At 37.8% G+C, this 16,250-nt stretch carries 15 protein-coding genes; 9 read left to right on the forward strand and 6 right to left on the reverse strand.

Going from position 1 to position 16,250, the window contains the following annotated elements:
* Window positions 1-13: 13 nt before the first annotated feature.
* Both zwf and gnd read right to left on the reverse strand, forming a co-directional pair.
* Window positions 14-1,534 (reverse strand): glucose-6-phosphate dehydrogenase, encoded by a 1,521-nt coding sequence (gene zwf, locus J0M37_09430; GenBank protein ID MBN8585305.1) that lies wholly within the window; start codon window positions 1,532-1,534, stop codon window positions 14-16.
* Between the two features lie 13 nt (window positions 1,535-1,547).
* Window positions 1,548-2,447, reverse strand: coding sequence for a decarboxylating 6-phosphogluconate dehydrogenase (gene gnd, locus J0M37_09435; protein MBN8585306.1), 900 nt, complete (start codon window positions 2,445-2,447; stop codon window positions 1,548-1,550).
* Window positions 2,448-2,687: 240 nt separating this feature from the next.
* On the opposite strand from gnd, the gene J0M37_09440 reads away from it, so the two are divergent.
* Together J0M37_09440 and J0M37_09445 are read left to right on the forward strand one after the other, a co-directional pair.
* Window positions 2,688-3,020, forward strand: coding sequence for a 4Fe-4S dicluster domain-containing protein (locus J0M37_09440; GenBank protein MBN8585307.1), 333 nt, complete (start codon window positions 2,688-2,690; stop codon window positions 3,018-3,020).
* A gap of 79 nt (window positions 3,021-3,099) precedes the next feature.
* On the forward strand, window positions 3,100-3,261 hold the full coding sequence (locus J0M37_09445) for a hypothetical protein (protein MBN8585308.1): 162 nt from the start codon (window positions 3,100-3,102) through the stop codon (window positions 3,259-3,261).
* A gap of 11 nt (window positions 3,262-3,272) precedes the next feature.
* Here the strand turns inward: J0M37_09445 and J0M37_09450 are convergent, their stop codons facing one another.
* The 4 genes from J0M37_09450 to J0M37_09465 form a co-directional block, all read right to left on the reverse strand.
* Window positions 3,273-5,750 carry a glycogen/starch/alpha-glucan phosphorylase gene (locus J0M37_09450; GenBank protein MBN8585309.1) on the reverse strand — a complete coding sequence of 826 codons (2,478 nt, stop codon included), beginning with the start codon at window positions 5,748-5,750 and terminating at the stop codon, window positions 3,273-3,275.
* 48 nt (window positions 5,751-5,798) lie between these two features.
* Entirely contained in the window at window positions 5,799-6,347 is a 549-nt protein-coding gene (gene rfbC, locus J0M37_09455; GenBank protein MBN8585310.1) for a dTDP-4-dehydrorhamnose 3,5-epimerase, read from the reverse strand.
* A gap of 13 nt (window positions 6,348-6,360) precedes the next feature.
* A complete protein-coding gene (gene rfbA / locus J0M37_09460) occupies window positions 6,361-7,230 on the reverse strand; it encodes a glucose-1-phosphate thymidylyltransferase RfbA (GenBank protein MBN8585311.1) in 870 nt (289 codons plus the stop codon).
* 97 nt (window positions 7,231-7,327) lie between these two features.
* The gene (locus tag J0M37_09465; protein ID MBN8585312.1) at window positions 7,328-7,990 is read right to left on the reverse strand and encodes an SOS response-associated peptidase family protein; all 663 of its coding nucleotides are present in this window, start codon (window positions 7,988-7,990) and stop codon (window positions 7,328-7,330) included.
* Between the two features lie 161 nt (window positions 7,991-8,151).
* Between J0M37_09465 and J0M37_09470 the strand changes: the two genes are divergently transcribed.
* The 7 genes from J0M37_09470 (at window position 8,152) to J0M37_09500 (ending at window position 16,162) form a co-directional block, all read left to right on the forward strand.
* A complete protein-coding gene (locus tag J0M37_09470; GenBank protein ID MBN8585313.1) occupies window positions 8,152-8,925 on the forward strand; it encodes an alpha/beta hydrolase in 774 nt (257 codons plus the stop codon).
* Between the two features lie 405 nt (window positions 8,926-9,330).
* Complete coding sequence (locus tag J0M37_09475; protein ID MBN8585314.1) at window positions 9,331-10,416, forward strand: ABC transporter permease; 1,086 nt, start codon at window positions 9,331-9,333, stop codon at window positions 10,414-10,416.
* A gap of 61 nt (window positions 10,417-10,477) precedes the next feature.
* Window positions 10,478-11,620 carry a DNA-processing protein DprA gene (gene dprA / locus J0M37_09480; protein MBN8585315.1) on the forward strand — a complete coding sequence of 381 codons (1,143 nt, stop codon included), beginning with the start codon at window positions 10,478-10,480 and terminating at the stop codon, window positions 11,618-11,620.
* A 10-nt stretch (window positions 11,621-11,630) separates the two neighbouring features.
* Complete coding sequence (gene rpoN / locus J0M37_09485) at window positions 11,631-13,022, forward strand: RNA polymerase factor sigma-54 (GenBank protein ID MBN8585316.1); 1,392 nt, start codon at window positions 11,631-11,633, stop codon at window positions 13,020-13,022.
* 104 nt (window positions 13,023-13,126) lie between these two features.
* Window positions 13,127-13,663 carry an ATP-dependent protease subunit HslV gene (gene hslV / locus J0M37_09490; protein ID MBN8585317.1) on the forward strand — a complete coding sequence of 179 codons (537 nt, stop codon included), beginning with the start codon at window positions 13,127-13,129 and terminating at the stop codon, window positions 13,661-13,663.
* Between the two features lie 58 nt (window positions 13,664-13,721).
* Window positions 13,722-15,263 carry an ATP-dependent protease ATPase subunit HslU gene (gene hslU / locus J0M37_09495; GenBank protein MBN8585318.1) on the forward strand — a complete coding sequence of 514 codons (1,542 nt, stop codon included), beginning with the start codon at window positions 13,722-13,724 and terminating at the stop codon, window positions 15,261-15,263.
* Window positions 15,264-15,319: 56 nt separating this feature from the next.
* Complete coding sequence (locus tag J0M37_09500) at window positions 15,320-16,162, forward strand: hypothetical protein (GenBank protein MBN8585319.1); 843 nt, start codon at window positions 15,320-15,322, stop codon at window positions 16,160-16,162.
* Window positions 16,163-16,250 lie beyond the last annotated feature (88 nt).

Genomic DNA, 16,250 nt, shown 5'->3' on the forward strand with positions numbered 1-16,250 from the left:
TTAATTCAAATTGTTATAATTCACAATATACACCGTCATCAGCAAGATTTTTGCATGGATATCTCCATGTGATCTTTTCGCCGCCTTCAATTAGCTGGTCTGCAACATTAGGCCCCCATGTTCCTGCCGGATATCCATATATTTTTACATTTTCATCATTTGCCCATGCTTTTTGAATGGGTTCAACAAACCGCCAGGCTTCTTCAACAGCATCAGCTCTCAGAAATAATGTAGTATCGCCTGTCATACAGTCATATATCAGCCTTTCGTATGCTTCTGCAATATGAACATTTGTAATATCTTTATAGTGAAAATCCATATTCACACTGTGAACTTTGAACCCGGAACCAGGTTCTTTCATCCCTATCTTAAGCAAAATCCCTTCATCAGGCTGTATCCTGAGAATAAGCTGGTTATCACCGGCTTCTTTTCCTTCTTTAAAAAGGTAATGCGGTGTTTTCCTGAAGTGAATTACAGCTTCAGTAACACGCGTCGGCATATGTTTCCCTGTGCGGATATAAAAAGGTACTCCCCCCCATCGCCAGTTATCAATATAAAACTTAATTGCCGCATATGTTTCTGTCCTTGAATCGGGCGCGACATTTTTTTCATCCCTGTAGCCTTTGATCTCTTTTCCGTTTATTTTTGATGCTGTATATTGGCCGCGGATAACACTTTTTTCAATTTCTTCGGGCTTAAGCCTGCGAAGTGACTGTAGCACCTTGAGCTGTTCATTCCTTACCGCATCAGGATCGAATGATGAAGGAGGTTCCATTGCTATAAGTGTTACCAGCCTTAAAAGGTGGCTTTGTACCATATCCCTTAATGCACCTGAAGATTCATAATAACCTCCGCGGTTCTCTATTCCCATGTTCTCAGCTGATGTTACTTCGATATGATGAATGTAGTTGCGGTTCCAGATGGGTTCGAATATCCCGTTGGAGAACCTGGTGACCATTATATTCTGAACTGTTTCTTTTCCCAGGTAATGGTCAATTCGGTATATCTGGCTTTCATCAAAGTTTTCATGCATTATCCTGTTCAGCTCTATGGCAGAATTCAGGTCATACCCGAATGGTTTTTCTACTATGATCCTCGAGTACCCGCCATCATTTTTATTCAGCCCTGCTTTTCCAAGGTTTACTGAAATATCAGGAAACAATGCCGGTAATGTAGCCAGGTAAAAAATGTAATTCCTGCTTTTACCGCAGGCATGACCCAGGTTATTAATTTTTACTGAAAGCTCATTATATGAGCTGCTGTCCTTGAAATCCATTGAAAAATAGCTAAGCCTGGAAATAAATTCATTAATTGTTTTTTCACCGGCTTTTTTATCAGCAGCCCGGATAGCTTCTGACATTGATACCCTGAAATCTTCATCAGTTAGAGAGGAGCCGGCAGTACCTAGGACTGCGAATTTTTCAGGCAGTTCATTATTTTTAAACAGCTCGAATATTGCAGGAATCAGCTTTCTTTTTGTCAGGTCTCCGGATGCACCGAAGATTATGATCACACAATTATCAGGTTTTTCCAAATTTATTTACTGTTTATTTTTCTTTAATTACTTTATGACCGCCGAACTGGTTCCTTAAAGCGGCTAAAACCTTCATTGCAAAGGAATCCTGCTGCCTTGACTCAAACCTTGTATAAAGTGATGATGTGATAACATGGGCAGGAACGTTCTGTTCAATTGCCGCTTCAATGGTCCACCTGCCTTCGCCTGAATCTTCAACATAACCTTTAATGGAATCAAGGCCCGGGTCTTCTTTGAACGCTTTCACGGCAAGCTCAAGCAGCCATGACTGAATTACACTGCCGTGCATCCAGCCGCTTGATACTTTTTCCACATCAATATTAAATTGTGATGTCTTTAGTATTTCAAATCCTTCTGCGTAAGCCTGCATCATTCCGTATTCTATTCCGTTATGAATCATTTTAACATAATGCCCGGCACCGCTTTTACCGCAATAAGTATAGCCGCCTTCAGGAGCTAAAGCTTTAAACAATGGGTAAACGTACTCTACAGCTTCTTTATTACCTCCGCTCATAAGGCTGTATCCGTTTTTTAATCCCCATACGCCGCCGCTGGTCCCGCAATCAATAAAATTTATACCAAGCTTCGCAAGATCCACTCCACGTGCGCGTGTCTGTTTCCAGTATGAATTTCCACCATCGATGATAATATCACCGCTCTTAAGCAGATGTGAGAGGCTGTTTATGCTTTCATCGACCGGTTTACCTGATGGAACCATAAGCCATATCACTTTTTTCTCAGGCAGCAAGCCGGTCAATTCTGAAAGTGAGGATGAGCCAATTGCTCCCTTATTTACAGCCGCATCAATTTCGGGCTTAGTTAAATTGTAAACAACAACTTCATGTCCGTGCTGTAACAGGCGTTCAACCATGTTTGCGCCCATTTTTCCGAGTCCGACAAATCCAATTTTCATTAATTTTACTCCTTAATATATTAACATATAATATAAAATAACATTATTAACCATAAAAGTCACAGAAGCATATTAAAAACTGTTACTTTAAAAAGCTATTTTTAATTTTCAGATATTTATCAACACGAAAATTGATAAAAATCATAAAAATCAGTAAGGTTCCGTTTTATATTTGAATATTCAATTTATTTCAGGCTTAAAACAGACTTAATTTTCAGAAAGGGGGATAATTCCATGCCAATGAAGATCAACTCTAACTGTGAAAACTGCGGTATTTGTGAAATCCTTTGTCCCTACAATGCTATTTATCCGGGAGGAGTAAACTGGCGGAAAATTCATAACCGCTACTTTATTTTCTGCGATGAAGAGCTTGTGCATGATGACTTCTGGTCAAAAGTCCATTATTATGTTGTTCCTGATAAATGCACGGAATGCGTCGGAAAATATCCTGTCCCGATCTGCAAGACAGGCTGCACCAAAAATGCAGTTGTTAGCGATAGGGAACACTGGGAAAGTGAAGAGCATCTGTATGCAAAGAAAGAATACCTTGAAACGATGCCGGGGTGGATGTAATATGGACACTCATAGTTATAACAGCCATTTGTCCTCCGGTTTACAGCACCAGGGTAAAAACTATCATGTAAAGGCAGTTATGCACAAGAACACAAAAAATATACTTTCAATATTATTTGATGAAGTGAATTTCAGTGAAGATAAGTTCAATAAACTCAAGGAAGACCTGCACGTTAAGCATCTGTTCAGTCAGCATAATCATAAAGAATCACAAAATGATATATTCAGCAGGTTTACATAATTAAAAAATGCTTAAGATACTTTCATTTTAATAATATCCCAAATATTTTCTGAATATTCCTTTATAGCCCTGTCACTTGAGAACTTTTCCATCCGTGCTGAATTTATTATTGACATTTTAGTCCACATATCAGAATTCATATACGCAAGCTCAACTCTTTTCTGAGCTGTTGAATACGCTTCAAAATCTTCCATAACAAAATAATAATCGCGGTAAAGCAGCTCGTTAACTATTGGATCAAAAATACCCGGTTCTGATTTATTGAAATAGTTGGTTTTAAGCATATCAACAATAAGCTTAAGCTCCGGGTTCGTTTCGTAGAATTTTATAGGTGTATAACCGGCCTTCCTGGCATCCATTATTTCATCAGCCGTTAACCCGAAGATAAAAATATTATCATCGCCAACTTCGTTTTTTATCTCAACATTAGCACCATCAAGTGTGCCTATTGTTAATGCGCCGTTTAAAGCAAATTTCATATTGCCTGTTCCGGATGCTTCAAATCCAGCAGTTGAAATCTGTTCTGAAAGGTCACTTGCGGGGATAATCCTTTCAGCAAGTGTAACACCGTAATTTTTGATAAAAAGAATTTTTAATTTATCGCCAATAGCAGGATCGTTGTTTACATGCTCAGCAACAGAATTAATCAGCTTTATGATCAGCTTTGCCATAAAATAACTTGGCGCGGCTTTGCCGCCGAAAATAACTGTTCGTGGAACATAGAACTCAGAGGGGTTCGTTTTTATCCTGTTATAAAGTGAAATTACATGCAGAATATTCAGCAGCTGCCTTTTATATTCATGAAAACGTTTAACGTGTGAATCAAATATAGAATCCGGGTTTATTTTTACGTCATGATTTCTGCTGATAAAATCAATTAACCTTAACTTGTTATTATGTTTTATTTCCCGCCATTTTTTCCTGAACATTTCATCTTCTGTAAATGCTTCGATTTTTCTAAGCTCAGCAAGATCTGTTACCCAATTACTTCCGATCCTTGAAGTTATCAGTTCGCTAAGTTCAGGATTAGCCTGTAAAAGGAAACGGCGTATTGATATACCGTTTGTTTTATTGTTGAATTTACCGGGCTGGTAATTGTTCAGGTCTGTGAAAATATATTTTTTCAGAATATCTGTATGCAGTTCCGCTACACCGTTTGTTGAATGGCTGCCTATAATTGCCAGATTCGCCATTTTAACGCTGTTGCCTGATGAACTTTCGCGAATGATAGCCATTTTTCCTGTAACTGAATCATCGGTGGAATATTTTTCCTTAACTTCAGCGGTAAACCTGCGGTTAATTTCTGTTATTATCTGCATATGGCGCGGCAGAAGAGTATGTAACAGGCTTTCTGACCATTCTTCAAGCGCTTCGGGAACAATAGTATGATTTGTATATGCGAAGACTTTTTGTGTTATATCCCATGCATCGTTCCATTCCAGACCCTCATCATCCATCAGTATCCTCATAAGGTCCGGGATAGCAATTGCCGGATGGGTATCGTTAAGCTGAATAGCAGCTTTTTCCGGCAGGAGCTTAAAATCAGTATTATTAAGCTTAAAATTATAAATAATATCCTGCAGAGTCGCTGATACAAAAAAATACTGCTGGCGCAGCCTTAATATTTTGCCCTGCGGTATAGAATCGTTTGGATATAATACTTTTGAAATTGTTTCCGAGAGGTTTTTATTTTCTACTGCTGAAAGATAATTGCCCTGGTTGAAATTGTTCAGGTTGAATTCATCGGTTGATTTCGCCTGCCACAGCCTCAAAGTGTTTACAGTACGATTCTGGTAGCCGGGTACCGGCACATCATTTGCAATTGCAAGAACGTCATCTGTGTTTACCCAGTTATATCTTGTCCTGCCGGTTTCATCAAAATATGTTGAAACAGAGCCGTTGAACTTTACCGTGTAAGTGAATTCCGGCCTTACTACTTTCCACGGGTTGCCGTATCGTAACCAGTGATCCGGCTTTTCAATCTGGTAGCCGTTTTCTATATCCTGTTCAAATATTCCGTATTCGTATAAAATCCCGTAGCCATAAGCAGGCAATTCCAGGGTTGCAAGTGATTCCATGTAACATGCTGCAAGCCTGCCTAAACCTCCGTTACCCAGACCCATATCAGGTTCTTCACGCATAATTTTATCAAGATCGTATCCAAAACTTTCAAGCAGCTTTCGGGTTTCTTCATACAGCCCAAGATTGATCAAAGAATTGCCCAGCAAACTGCCCATCAGAAATTCCAGCGAAAGGTAATGTACTTTTTTTACATTGTTTTCATTGTATTCATGCTGAGTTTTAAGCCAATTTCTTGTAAGCCTATCCCTGATAGCCATTGAAATAGCTTCAAGTATATCGTGATCAGTAACAGTAGTTCTGTCTTTTACAAGATCAAATTCCAAACGTTCGGCAAACTGGGTCACAAGAGAGCTTTGTTTTACTTTAGCGCCATCTGTGAAAAATATTGAGTTAGTATTGTTTTTCATTTTAGAATAATTGTTGGAAAAATTTTTAAGGGAAGGAAATGATTAAGCTCAGAAGACAAAATCTTGTGAACTGTTATTAAACATCGGAGCTTCCAGATCTTTTTGTGAAACAAGCGGTTCTGTCACATTCCAGTCTATATTTAAAGTTTTATCACTGAAAAGAATTGCCCGTTCACTGGCTTTATCGTAATAATTGGTACATTTATAATGAAATGTTGCCGTTTCTGAAAGAACAGAAAAACCGTGGGCAAATCCCGGCGGTATCCATAATTGTTCGTGATTTTCAGAAGAAAGGACTGTTGCTACATATTTCCCGAAAGTTGGTGATCCAAACCTAATATCAACTGCTACATCAAGTACCCTGCCATAAACCACTTGACATAATTTACCCTGGGCAAATTCGCCAACCTGGTAATGCAGCCCGCGTACAGTATTTTTTTTCGAATGCGAAATATTATCCTGTACGAATTTTACATTGATACCATTTTCGGCAAAGATCTTTTCTCTGTATGATTCAAAAAAGTACCCGCGTTCATCCCCAAATACTTTAGGGGTAAAGATCAAAACGCCGTTTAACTTAGTTTCCTGGATATCCATTGCTTATTCTTGTTCACTTTTTTTTATCATGTAGTATTTTATTCAGATACTCTCTGTATGCACATTTGGGCATAGATGATACAGCTTTTTCAAACTGTTCAAGATTTACAAATCCCATATGCAGAGATATTTCTTCTAAACATGCAACTTTTAAACCCTGGCGGTCTTCGATTGCCCCGAAAAAGTTAGATGCCTGCAGAAGTGATTCAGGTGTTCCGGTATCCAGCCATGCTACTCCGCGGCTTATCTTTTCTACATTAAGCTCACCGCGATTCATGTATTCTACATTTACATCAGTAATTTCAAGTTCACCGCGGGGAGAGGGTTTTAGATTTTTGGAAATTTCCACTACTTTATTATCATAAACATATAAGCCGGGGACTGCAAAATCCGATTTTGGCTTAGCCGGTTTTTCTTCAATTGAAATAGCTTTGCCATTTTCATCAAATTCTACTATTCCGTATCTCTCAGGGTCAGTTACCCTGTAGCCAAAAACAGTTGCTCCGCTTTTTCTTTCAAGCGCTCTGTGAAAGAAATCCAGCTTACCGTAGAAAATATTATCCCCAAGTATCAACGTAACACTGTCATTTCCAATGAATTTATCACCCAGAATGAAAGACTCTGCAATTCCATTTGGGGCGGATTGCAGGGTATATTCTATATTTAACCCCAGGTGTTTACCATCACTGAATAATTTTTTATAAAACGGTATGGTTTCTTCATTAGATATTATTAATATATCTTTTATCCCACCAAGCATTAAAATTGAAAGAGGATAGTAAATTAGTGGTTTATCATATATTAAGGTCAATTGTTTACTGTATAGCTGGCTTATGGGGTACATCCTTGAACCTGCACCGCCTGCTAGAATAATTCCCTTCATTGTGGACTCTGAATTCTGTAATTTATTTAATTTTAATACGTAAGATAATTTTTGTAATTAATTATTACAATGAAATAAAATCATGCAGTTTATGATATTAAAACTCAGAAACCTGCTGAATTTCAAGTTTTTTGGAACTATCAAGGGTATCTACATTATCAAGTAAGTAAGAAGGGTCTCCTTCAATAAACTCCATAGCTTCTTCAGGAAGTAATATGTAGGGACACCGGTGATGCGGGATCTTTTTCAGATCTTTATGCGGAGGTGTGGTTATCATGCTGCAGTAGTTCATATCTTTGTTCCATACATAAATTCCGCCTATAAAAAAGAAATCTGCATCCTTTACTGAAATACTGAACTTGGTTTTGCGTTTGATCTTGTTATCTTTTTTTAACTTTGTTATTTCCGGTGGATCGTTTTCAAACGGCCTGTATTCATAAAATGCTGTTGCAGGAATAAGGCAGCGTGATTTAGTAAAGATACTTTTCCAGCGAGCCTGCTCGCGGATAGTTTCTATGCGGCTGTTATAAATTGGCATTTTTGGATTCCAATTTATTGACCACTTCATTATTGTAAATACAGGAGTGTTTTCCTTCATCGCAACAGAAAGTATATCAGATGTTAACCTAATATCTTTTTGCTTCAGGTTTTCGTAATCTTCATCTGTAAAATCATCATCGTTCTTAACGGGATATTTTAGAGATTTCATCTTTTTTTTGATTTCTTTATCTGTAATATACCGGTCGTAATTTGTACACATAACTTTTTCTTTTACTTGATGCTAAAATAAATAAATATTCACTAATGTAAAAGTGAGTAGCGGAATTACAGAATTTTTAACAACTTTGATCCAAAAAATCATTTTTTCATACCTGCCAAATGCACTTAAATTAAAAATTCTATTGCATATTTTTATAATATATGAAAACAGTAGATGTACAATTTAAAAACACCCGCGGATTCAATCTTGCAGGGAAAATTGATATGCCGTTTAATGAACATATTAAACATTTTGCAGTTTTTGCTCATTGTTTTACGTGTTCAATGGAGCTTAAAGCAATATCAAATATCAATAAAATACTGACAAAACACGGTATAGCAGTCTTAAGGTTTGATATGACAGGGATTGGCGAAAGTGAAGGCAGATTTCCGGACAGCAATTTTACTACCCAAATTGATGATCTATACTCAGCTGCAGAATTTTTAGGTAAAAATTATTCATATCCTGAATTGCTAATTGGTCATTCACTTGGCGGAGCTGCTGTATTATTTGCCACGAATCAAATAGGATCAGCTAAAGCGCTTGTTACAATCGCATCACCTGAAGAGCCGGCAAATCTTGCTGTTAAGCTTAAGAGAACAAAAGACCGCTGTATAAAAATGGGTGTTGCTGAAACTGAAATAGGAGGAGTCAAATTCAACTTTAAGCCGCAGTTCTTTAAGGATATTGAAAGCTATAACGCAGCAGAGCTGCAAAAAGGAATTCACCTGCCATACCTCGTATTGCATTCAACAGTTGATACTTATTCAGATATAAGTAATGCATATACTTTATATAAACGGGCTAATGAGCCAAAGAGTATAGTTTCACTTGATGATATTGATCATTTAATGCTTAAAAAAGAGGATGCATCTTATGTGGGTGAAATTATTGCCGCCTGGGCAGGCAAATACCTTAATGCAAATAACAAATAACAAATAGCAAATTGTAATCAAGTATACATTTAATTTGGCAATTGATCCTTCCTTTTCGTACTTCGCATTCTAAAGTAGGATTCCCGTTCAGGATTGGGCAGCAATAAAAAACCCGGAAGCAATAAATTACTTCCGGGTTCAGCATGAAAAAAATCGGCAAACTGCGGGTTTCTAAAGGAGAAAACAATACAGGAGGAAATCTGCAAGAAGCCAGACTTCGCGTGCTGTATACCAGGAGGCAGTTTAGGTACACAGCGATTTGTTTCTTTTGGTGAAACGAACCTGCAGCCTGCCAATTATAATAACACAGTGTGAACTAAAATAATTTCAACCCTTCAATTTTTTTTCCAATTTCAGCGATTTGTTTTGAATATCTAATGAAATTTCGGTATATTTAGCAAAATTATGCAGGAAAATGAATTTTTTAAAGATAAAGATAAGTTTTCTGAAGCCGAAAAACAAAGGGCTTCTCATAGCTTATGGTATTATTCCTGGATAAGATTTAAAAGAAATAAGCTTGCAATGGCGGGTTTATTTACCCTGATTTTTTTGATATTAGTGGCGATTTCAGCAGGAATTTTAGCTCCATTTGACCCTAATGATCAGACACTTGAATATGCCACAAAACCTTCCGGCTTTAAAGGAAATGTTCTTGTAAAAAAAGCGCTGGATGGTACTGATTTTATCCCTATAAAAAACATCAAAAATGTTACTAATGATTCAGTTTTTTATTCAGATTATACCGGATCTGAAAGATCAATAGCTAAAAATGAGTTAATTGAAGGAACTGAAAAAGACTGGCATATTGAACCGGAATATCTGCTTGGTACTGATAGATACGGCAGGGATATTTTAAGCAGGCTTATCTACGGAAGCAGGATCAGTTTATCAGTTGGTGTAATTTCCGAAAGTATTGCAATTTTTATTGGTGTTTTCCTCGGAGCGCTGGCAGGTTATTTCCGCGGTAAAACCGATGCTGTAATAATGTGGTTTATAAATGTAGTCTGGTCTTTCCCTTCGATATTATTTATTATTGCATTATCTGTTGTGCTTGGTAAAGGTTTTTGGCAGTCTTTTGTTGCGATCGGATTAACAGGTTGGGTTGATATTGCCAGGATCGTACGCGGACAGTTTTTTTCTCTGCGTGAAACTGAATACGTAGAAGCAACACGCGCACTGGGCTACAGGCCTACCAGGATAATTTTCAGGCATATTCTGCCTAATACTATTGGACCGATCATAGTAACGGGTACTGCGGGATTGGCAACATCAATAATTTTTGAAGCAAGCTTAAGCTTCCTTGGTCTCGGAGTTCAGCCGCCAACAGCCAGCTGGGGGCAGATGGTTTTCGACGGGTATAAATATATTGTTGCAGGAACAAACTACGGACTGGCTCTTTATCCTTCACTTGCAATAATGATCACAGTTTTTGCTGTCAACCTGATAGGTGACGGTTTAAGGGATGCATTTGATCCTAAGATGAGAAGATAAAATTTTTCCGGCTTTAAACCCTGAATACAAATTATCAGCACATATTTTTCTTTTTTAACAGATGAATGAATTAAAACACTTATTATTCTTAACTCAAATTGAAGGACTTGGCGCAATCCGCACCAAAAGGCTGATAGATAAGTTCGGCAGCGCAGAAAATGTGTTTAATGCTGCGCCATCGGAGCTAGCCGAAATTGAGAATATAAGTGATAAAACAGCAATGCTTATTCTTAATTCTTATTCAGGCTTTAAGCAGTTTGATGATACGTTTGATGAATATATTTCAAAAGCCGATAAGCTGAACATCAGCATTTTACCGCTTTCAAGTCCGGAATATCCTGATCTGTTAAAAAGAATTTACGATCCGCCGGTTTTGCTTTACCTGCGCGGCAAACAATCACCTGATAAGCTCATCAATTCAATTGGTATTGTTGGCACCAGGAAACCAACTGATTACGGGAAAAAAATGGCTGAAAAATTTGCTGAAGAGCTTTCCTCAGCAGGAATTGCTGTTGTAAGCGGTTTTGCCAGAGGAGTGGATACTTACGCTCATAAAGCTGTACTGAAAAATAAAAATGCTTCAGCAATTACTGCAGCGGTTTTTGGCTGCGGTGTAGATATGATCTATCCACCGGAAAATAAAGCTTTGTATGATGAAATGCTGGAAAAAGGATTGTTGATATCCGAATACGAAATATCAGCATTTCCTGATGCAGTGAACTTCCCCAAGCGAAACAGGATAATAAGCGGCCTTTCATTTGGAACAATTGTTATTGAAAGTGATATTGATGGAGGCGCGTTGATAACAGCGCGTACCGCTCTGGACCAATCGAGAGAGGTGTTCGCAGTACCGGGCTATATTACTTCTAAAGTAAGCCATGGCACAAATGCTTTGATAAAAAATGGACAGGCTAAGCTGGTTGAAAATCTTGATGACATTTTAGTCGAGATATCCAATAAGCTGGTTGGCTTGAAACTTAACAGCGTAAATGGTAATTCAATATCTGTAAACGAAGTACCGGAGCTAAACGGCAATGAAAAGCTGGTTTATGACACATTTTTGATGAATCTGGAGCCAATTCATATTGATCTTATATCAGAGAAATCGGGATTGAATATATCAGATTCATTGGTCACATTGCTTAATATGGAATTCAAAGGTATTGTGGAGCAGCTTCCGGGAAAACGATTTAAGCTGAGCTAAATAAGGAAAAATGTTAAAAAATTCACAGGGACAGGTATTACAGCAAAAACTTTCACCGCAGGCAATACAGGCGCAGCTTCTGCTTGCTATACCTACTATTGCGCTTGAGCAGGAAATTAAAAAACAGCTTGAAGATAATCCCGTACTCGAAGACGGAATCGATTCAGATGATAAAGCAGAAACTTTGCCTGAAGATAGTTACGAAACCGAAAGCTGGAATTCATATCCTGAGCGAAGCAGCTACAACAGCAGCTTTTCAGGAACTGATGAAGAAAGAACCGATTACCTGTTAAATAAACAGGGCAAGCAGAAGGAAACACCTCTTGAGCAGGTTTACAGAATGGGATTAAGCAGCGGAGAACTTATCATAGCTGAAGAGATTCTTGGCAACCTGGAAGATGACGGTTATTTGAGAATTTCACTGGAAGAAATAAAGGAAGATATTGCAGAAAAGTATTCAGCTGAAACAGACATTGCTGAAATAGAGCACGTTCTGAATATTGTACAGAATCTTGACCCGCCCGGGATAGCAGCAAGAAATCTGCAGGAATGCCTTTCTATACAATTAAAAGATCTCTCAAACGGCTTAGATGATAATGACCGGGAATTGTGTCTCAAAATGATAAATGAGCATTTTGAAGAATTTAAGCTGAAGCATTTTGAAAAGCTTGCCAAGCTGCTGAATGTAAACCTTGAAAAAATTAACGAGCTTTTTGAAATTATCCACAGGCTGAATCCCGCACCGGGCAAACAGGATACAGCTGCAGATTATATTATTCCTGATTTTATTGTAAGGGAAGTGGACGGAAATTTAATTGTAGAGCTAACCGGAAGCTCTAAACCGGGGATAAAGATCAGCAAGAAATACATGGAAATGCTTAAAGATAAATCGACAGGCAAGGATACCAGGGATTTTCTTAAAAATAAGGTTGAATCAGCGCGTTGGTTCATTAATGCTATTGAATCAAGAAGAGAAACCATGCTTAAGATCATGAATGCAATTGTGAACAGGCAAATGGAATTTTTCACTTCACACGGCGAAAATTTAAAGCCAATGTTTGAAAAAGATATCGCAGAAGATATCAATATGGATATTTCAACCGTTAGCAGAGTAGTGCGCGGCAAATATGTTCAAACAGATTTCGGAATTTTTGATCTGAAATACTTTTTTTCTGCAGCAATGAAAACCGAGAGCGGTGAAGATGTTTCAAACAGGATATATATGGATAAAATAAGGGAATTGGTTGAAAAAGAAGATAAATCTAAACCGCTAAGCGATGAAAAAATAGCTGAATTAATGAATAATGAAGGGTTTAATCTGGCTAGAAGAACAGTTGCTAAATACAGGGAAAATATGAAAATACCGAAAGCTACTTTAAGAAGAAAAATCATATTGAACTAATAATAATATCTGTGAATATTAGCAGGGTTCACCGGAATTTTTTAAATAAATATATGTTTTTATAATTACAGAACACAGGATTTTTACAGAAATAAGGAGCATAATTGAAGAATAAAATATTAAGCACTACAGTTGTTGGATTGATCAAAGACGGCAAAGCAGCAATGGGCAGTGACGGACAGGTAACAGTTTCAAATACAGTATTAAAGCATAACACGAAAAAAGTCCGCAAAATTTATAATAATAAGGTGCTGGCCGGATTTGCCGGCTCAACTGCTGATGCATTAACCCTATTTGAAAAGTTTGAAGCCAAGCTGGAGCAGTATAAAGGCAACCTGCCAAGAGCCGCAGTTGAGCTAGCAAAGGACTGGCGGACAGACAGGTATTTGCGCAGGCTTGAAGCATTACTGGCTGTTATGGATAGCAAGCATGCATTCATTATTTCCGGTAACGGCGATGTTATTGAACCTGATGACGGAATTGTAGCCATCGGCTCAGGCGGCAGCTTTGCTACTGCAGCTGCAAGAATGCTTGTTAAATATTCAGACCTGCCTTCAGTTGAAATTGTTAAAGAAGCACTTAATACAGCTGCCGATATTTGCATATATACGAACCACAGTGTGACTATTGAAGAACTTTAAAATCAGAATCATAACCCTTTTTAAATTTAAAATTTCTTAGAAAGAACAATTTATAAACATGTCAGAAAATACGGAAGATAAAATAATATCAGAAGATAATTTATTACCCGAAGAAGAAAAAAACACAGCAAAACCTGTGAACGGGAAAACCGAAAAAAAACCAAGAGCAAAAAAAGAGCAAAAGCATGAAGAGAATCTGCTTCTGAAAGAATTAACTCCTTCTCAAATAGTTGGCGAGCTTGATAAATATATAATAGGGCAGAATAATGCTAAAAAATCGGTTGCAATTGCACTTAGAAACAGGTGGAGAAGAAAACAGATATCAGACGGCCTTCGTGAAGAAATTATGCCTAATAATATCATTCTAATAGGACCCACCGGTGTAGGTAAAACTGAAATTGCGCGCAGGCTTGCAAAGCTTTCGAACGCACCGTTCATAAAAGTAGAAGCTTCAAAATTCACTGAAGTTGGTTATGTTGGCAGGGATGTTGAATCAATAGTGCGTGAGCTTACTGATCTTGGTGTAACAATGGTTAAATCAGAAAAGAGCATAGAGGTTCAGAAGAAAGCGGAATATCTTGCAGAAGAAAGGCTGCTTGATATTCTTATACCTCCGGTAAAGAAAAAACATGATGATGCCTCAGCAGCCCAGGCTACGCTGGGATTTACAGCCACATCAACTGCGCCCGTTGGGGAAGAAGATAAAGAAGATAATTTCAAAACACGCGAAAAATTCCGTGAAAAGCTGCAAAAAGGTGAGCTTGATGAAAGAGTTATAGAAATTGATATAAGCGGTGATGGTATGCCTATGATGCAGGTAATGGGTCCGATCGGGCTTGATGACCTTGGTGTAAACCTGCAGGATCTTTTCAGCAGTGTAATGCCAAAGAAGATGAAAAAACGCAAGATGACAGTTAAAGAAGCGCGTGTAGTGCTTGTGCAGGAAGAGGCTCATAAGCTTATTGATATGGATTCAGTGATTAAAGAGGCAATTACAAGGGTTCAGGAATATGGAATAGTATTTATTGATGAAATAGATAAGATTGCCGGACCTCAGGGAAAAGGGCAGGGACCCGATGTTTCACGGGAAGGTGTTCAGCGTGACCTTCTGCCTATTGTTGAAGGTTCAAGTGTAACTACTAAATACGGCTCAGTTAAAACAGACCATGTCCTTTTCATTGCAAGCGGAGCTTTTCATGTGGCAAAACCAAGTGACCTTATCCCGGAGCTTCAGGGTAGATTCCCCATAAGAGTTGAGCTTAACAGCTTAACTGAAGAAGACTTCGTTAAGATTTTAACCCAGCCGCAGAATGCATTACTTAAGCAATACGAAGCGCTCCTGAGATCAGAAGGTGTTGAGCTGGTATTTGAAGAGGACGGAATATTTGAAGTGGCTAAAATTGCTGCAGAAGTAAATGAACAGGTCGAAAATATCGGTGCAAGAAGGCTGCATACTATTCTTTCAACTGTTCTTGAAGAGATATTATACAATACACCGGATAAAAATGCTGAAAAGAAGATAGTTGTAGATAAAGATCTGGTAAATGAAAAGCTTAAGGATATTGTTAAGAACAGAGACTTAAGCAGGTATATTCTGTAATTAATTATTATCTTTGTATTGTTGGTTTAATAAGAATTCAAAAAGGAGAAAACATAATGAGATTTTCCGTAAAATTACTGCTTATTCTTGCTTTTTTATCAGGTAACCTTTTTGCGCAATTTTCACCTGAGCTAAAGCTTTCTGAAAATAAAAGCTTGCTGAAAAATAAGGAATTTGTTCCTGAACACAAAAAACTTGATCTGAATAAGGAGTATAAAGAGAGTTACCAGCTTAAAAAAAGAAAAACCGTCTCTTCGTATTTCGGGGCAGGGTATTCATTTATGATTTTTACAAATTCTTATATGAGCTCAGCTTTCCCGATTCTGGATACCAGGAACGGAACATTTTTAACTAACATAAATCTGTTTTTTGGATTTTCAATAGCCCAGGCAGTTACTCTCGAATTTTCTCCAACCATACTATTTACAAGCAATAATAAACAGGTAGATTATGCATTATCATCACCAATGGTAATTAACGGCACTTCTTATAATTACGCGCATACGAGCACAAACGGAATTATAGCACTGCCATTGGCTATTAATGTTAGGTTCTTCCCGCTGTTCAAACAAAAAAGCTTTGCAAGGCTGTTTTTCATTGGCGGTGGTGCAGGTGCGGTTTGGGTAAGAGAAGAAAATGATGTGACTTATAATAATTCACCAAATACATTTTATTATTATAGTGAACCCGGCCAGAACGGGTTATCAACCAGCCAATGGGCGCCTTTGTTCAGGGTAATTTCAGGGTTTACCGGTACCGGCGGTCAGTTCGGATTCGGTGGTGAGCTTAGTTACAACTTTATTCCTTTAAAACAGGACCAGACAAAACCATTTGCTACAAAGTTCGCGAAAGATATGAACAGTGTAGATATAACTTTAAGATTTTACTTCAGCCTGTAATAAACAATTACTTTTAAAAAAAAGCAGCTTAAACAGCTGCTTTTTTTATGTTTATTGATATTAGTTGCCAATAGCGACAAATGTCATA

The sequence above is a fragment of the Ignavibacteria bacterium genome, assembly GCA_017303675.1.
In the GTDB taxonomy this organism is placed as follows: Bacteria; Bacteroidota; Ignavibacteria; order Tepidaquicellales; family OLB5; genus OLB5.

Bases quoted from the DNA above. Each gene is read 5' to 3' on its own strand.
- rfbC (MBN8585310.1), bottom strand. From the start codon at position 6,347: ATGGATATCCAGGAAACTAAGTTAAACGGCGTTTTGATCTTTACCCCT.
- rfbA (MBN8585311.1), bottom strand. From the start codon at position 7,230: ATGAAGGGAATTATTCTAGCAGGCGGTGCAGGTTCAAGGATGTACCCC.
- J0M37_09450 (MBN8585309.1), bottom strand. From the start codon at position 5,750: ATGAAAAACAATACTAACTCAATATTTTTCACAGATGGCGCTAAAGTA.
- J0M37_09465 (MBN8585312.1), bottom strand. From the start codon at position 7,990: ATGTGTACAAATTACGACCGGTATATTACAGATAAAGAAATCAAAAAA.
- J0M37_09440 (MBN8585307.1), top strand. From the start codon at position 2,688: ATGAAGATCAACTCTAACTGTGAAAACTGCGGTATTTGTGAAATCCTT.
- rpoN (MBN8585316.1), top strand. From the start codon at position 11,631: ATGTTAAAAAATTCACAGGGACAGGTATTACAGCAAAAACTTTCACCG.
- J0M37_09500 (MBN8585319.1), top strand. From the start codon at position 15,320: ATGAGATTTTCCGTAAAATTACTGCTTATTCTTGCTTTTTTATCAGGT.
- hslU (MBN8585318.1), top strand. From the start codon at position 13,722: ATGTCAGAAAATACGGAAGATAAAATAATATCAGAAGATAATTTATTA.
- J0M37_09470 (MBN8585313.1), top strand. From the start codon at position 8,152: ATGAAAACAGTAGATGTACAATTTAAAAACACCCGCGGATTCAATCTT.
- dprA (MBN8585315.1), top strand. From the start codon at position 10,478: ATGAATGAATTAAAACACTTATTATTCTTAACTCAAATTGAAGGACTT.
- J0M37_09445 (MBN8585308.1), top strand. From the start codon at position 3,100: ATGCACAAGAACACAAAAAATATACTTTCAATATTATTTGATGAAGTG.
- J0M37_09475 (MBN8585314.1), top strand. From the start codon at position 9,331: ATGCAGGAAAATGAATTTTTTAAAGATAAAGATAAGTTTTCTGAAGCC.
- gnd (MBN8585306.1), bottom strand. From the start codon at position 2,447: ATGAAAATTGGATTTGTCGGACTCGGAAAAATGGGCGCAAACATGGTT.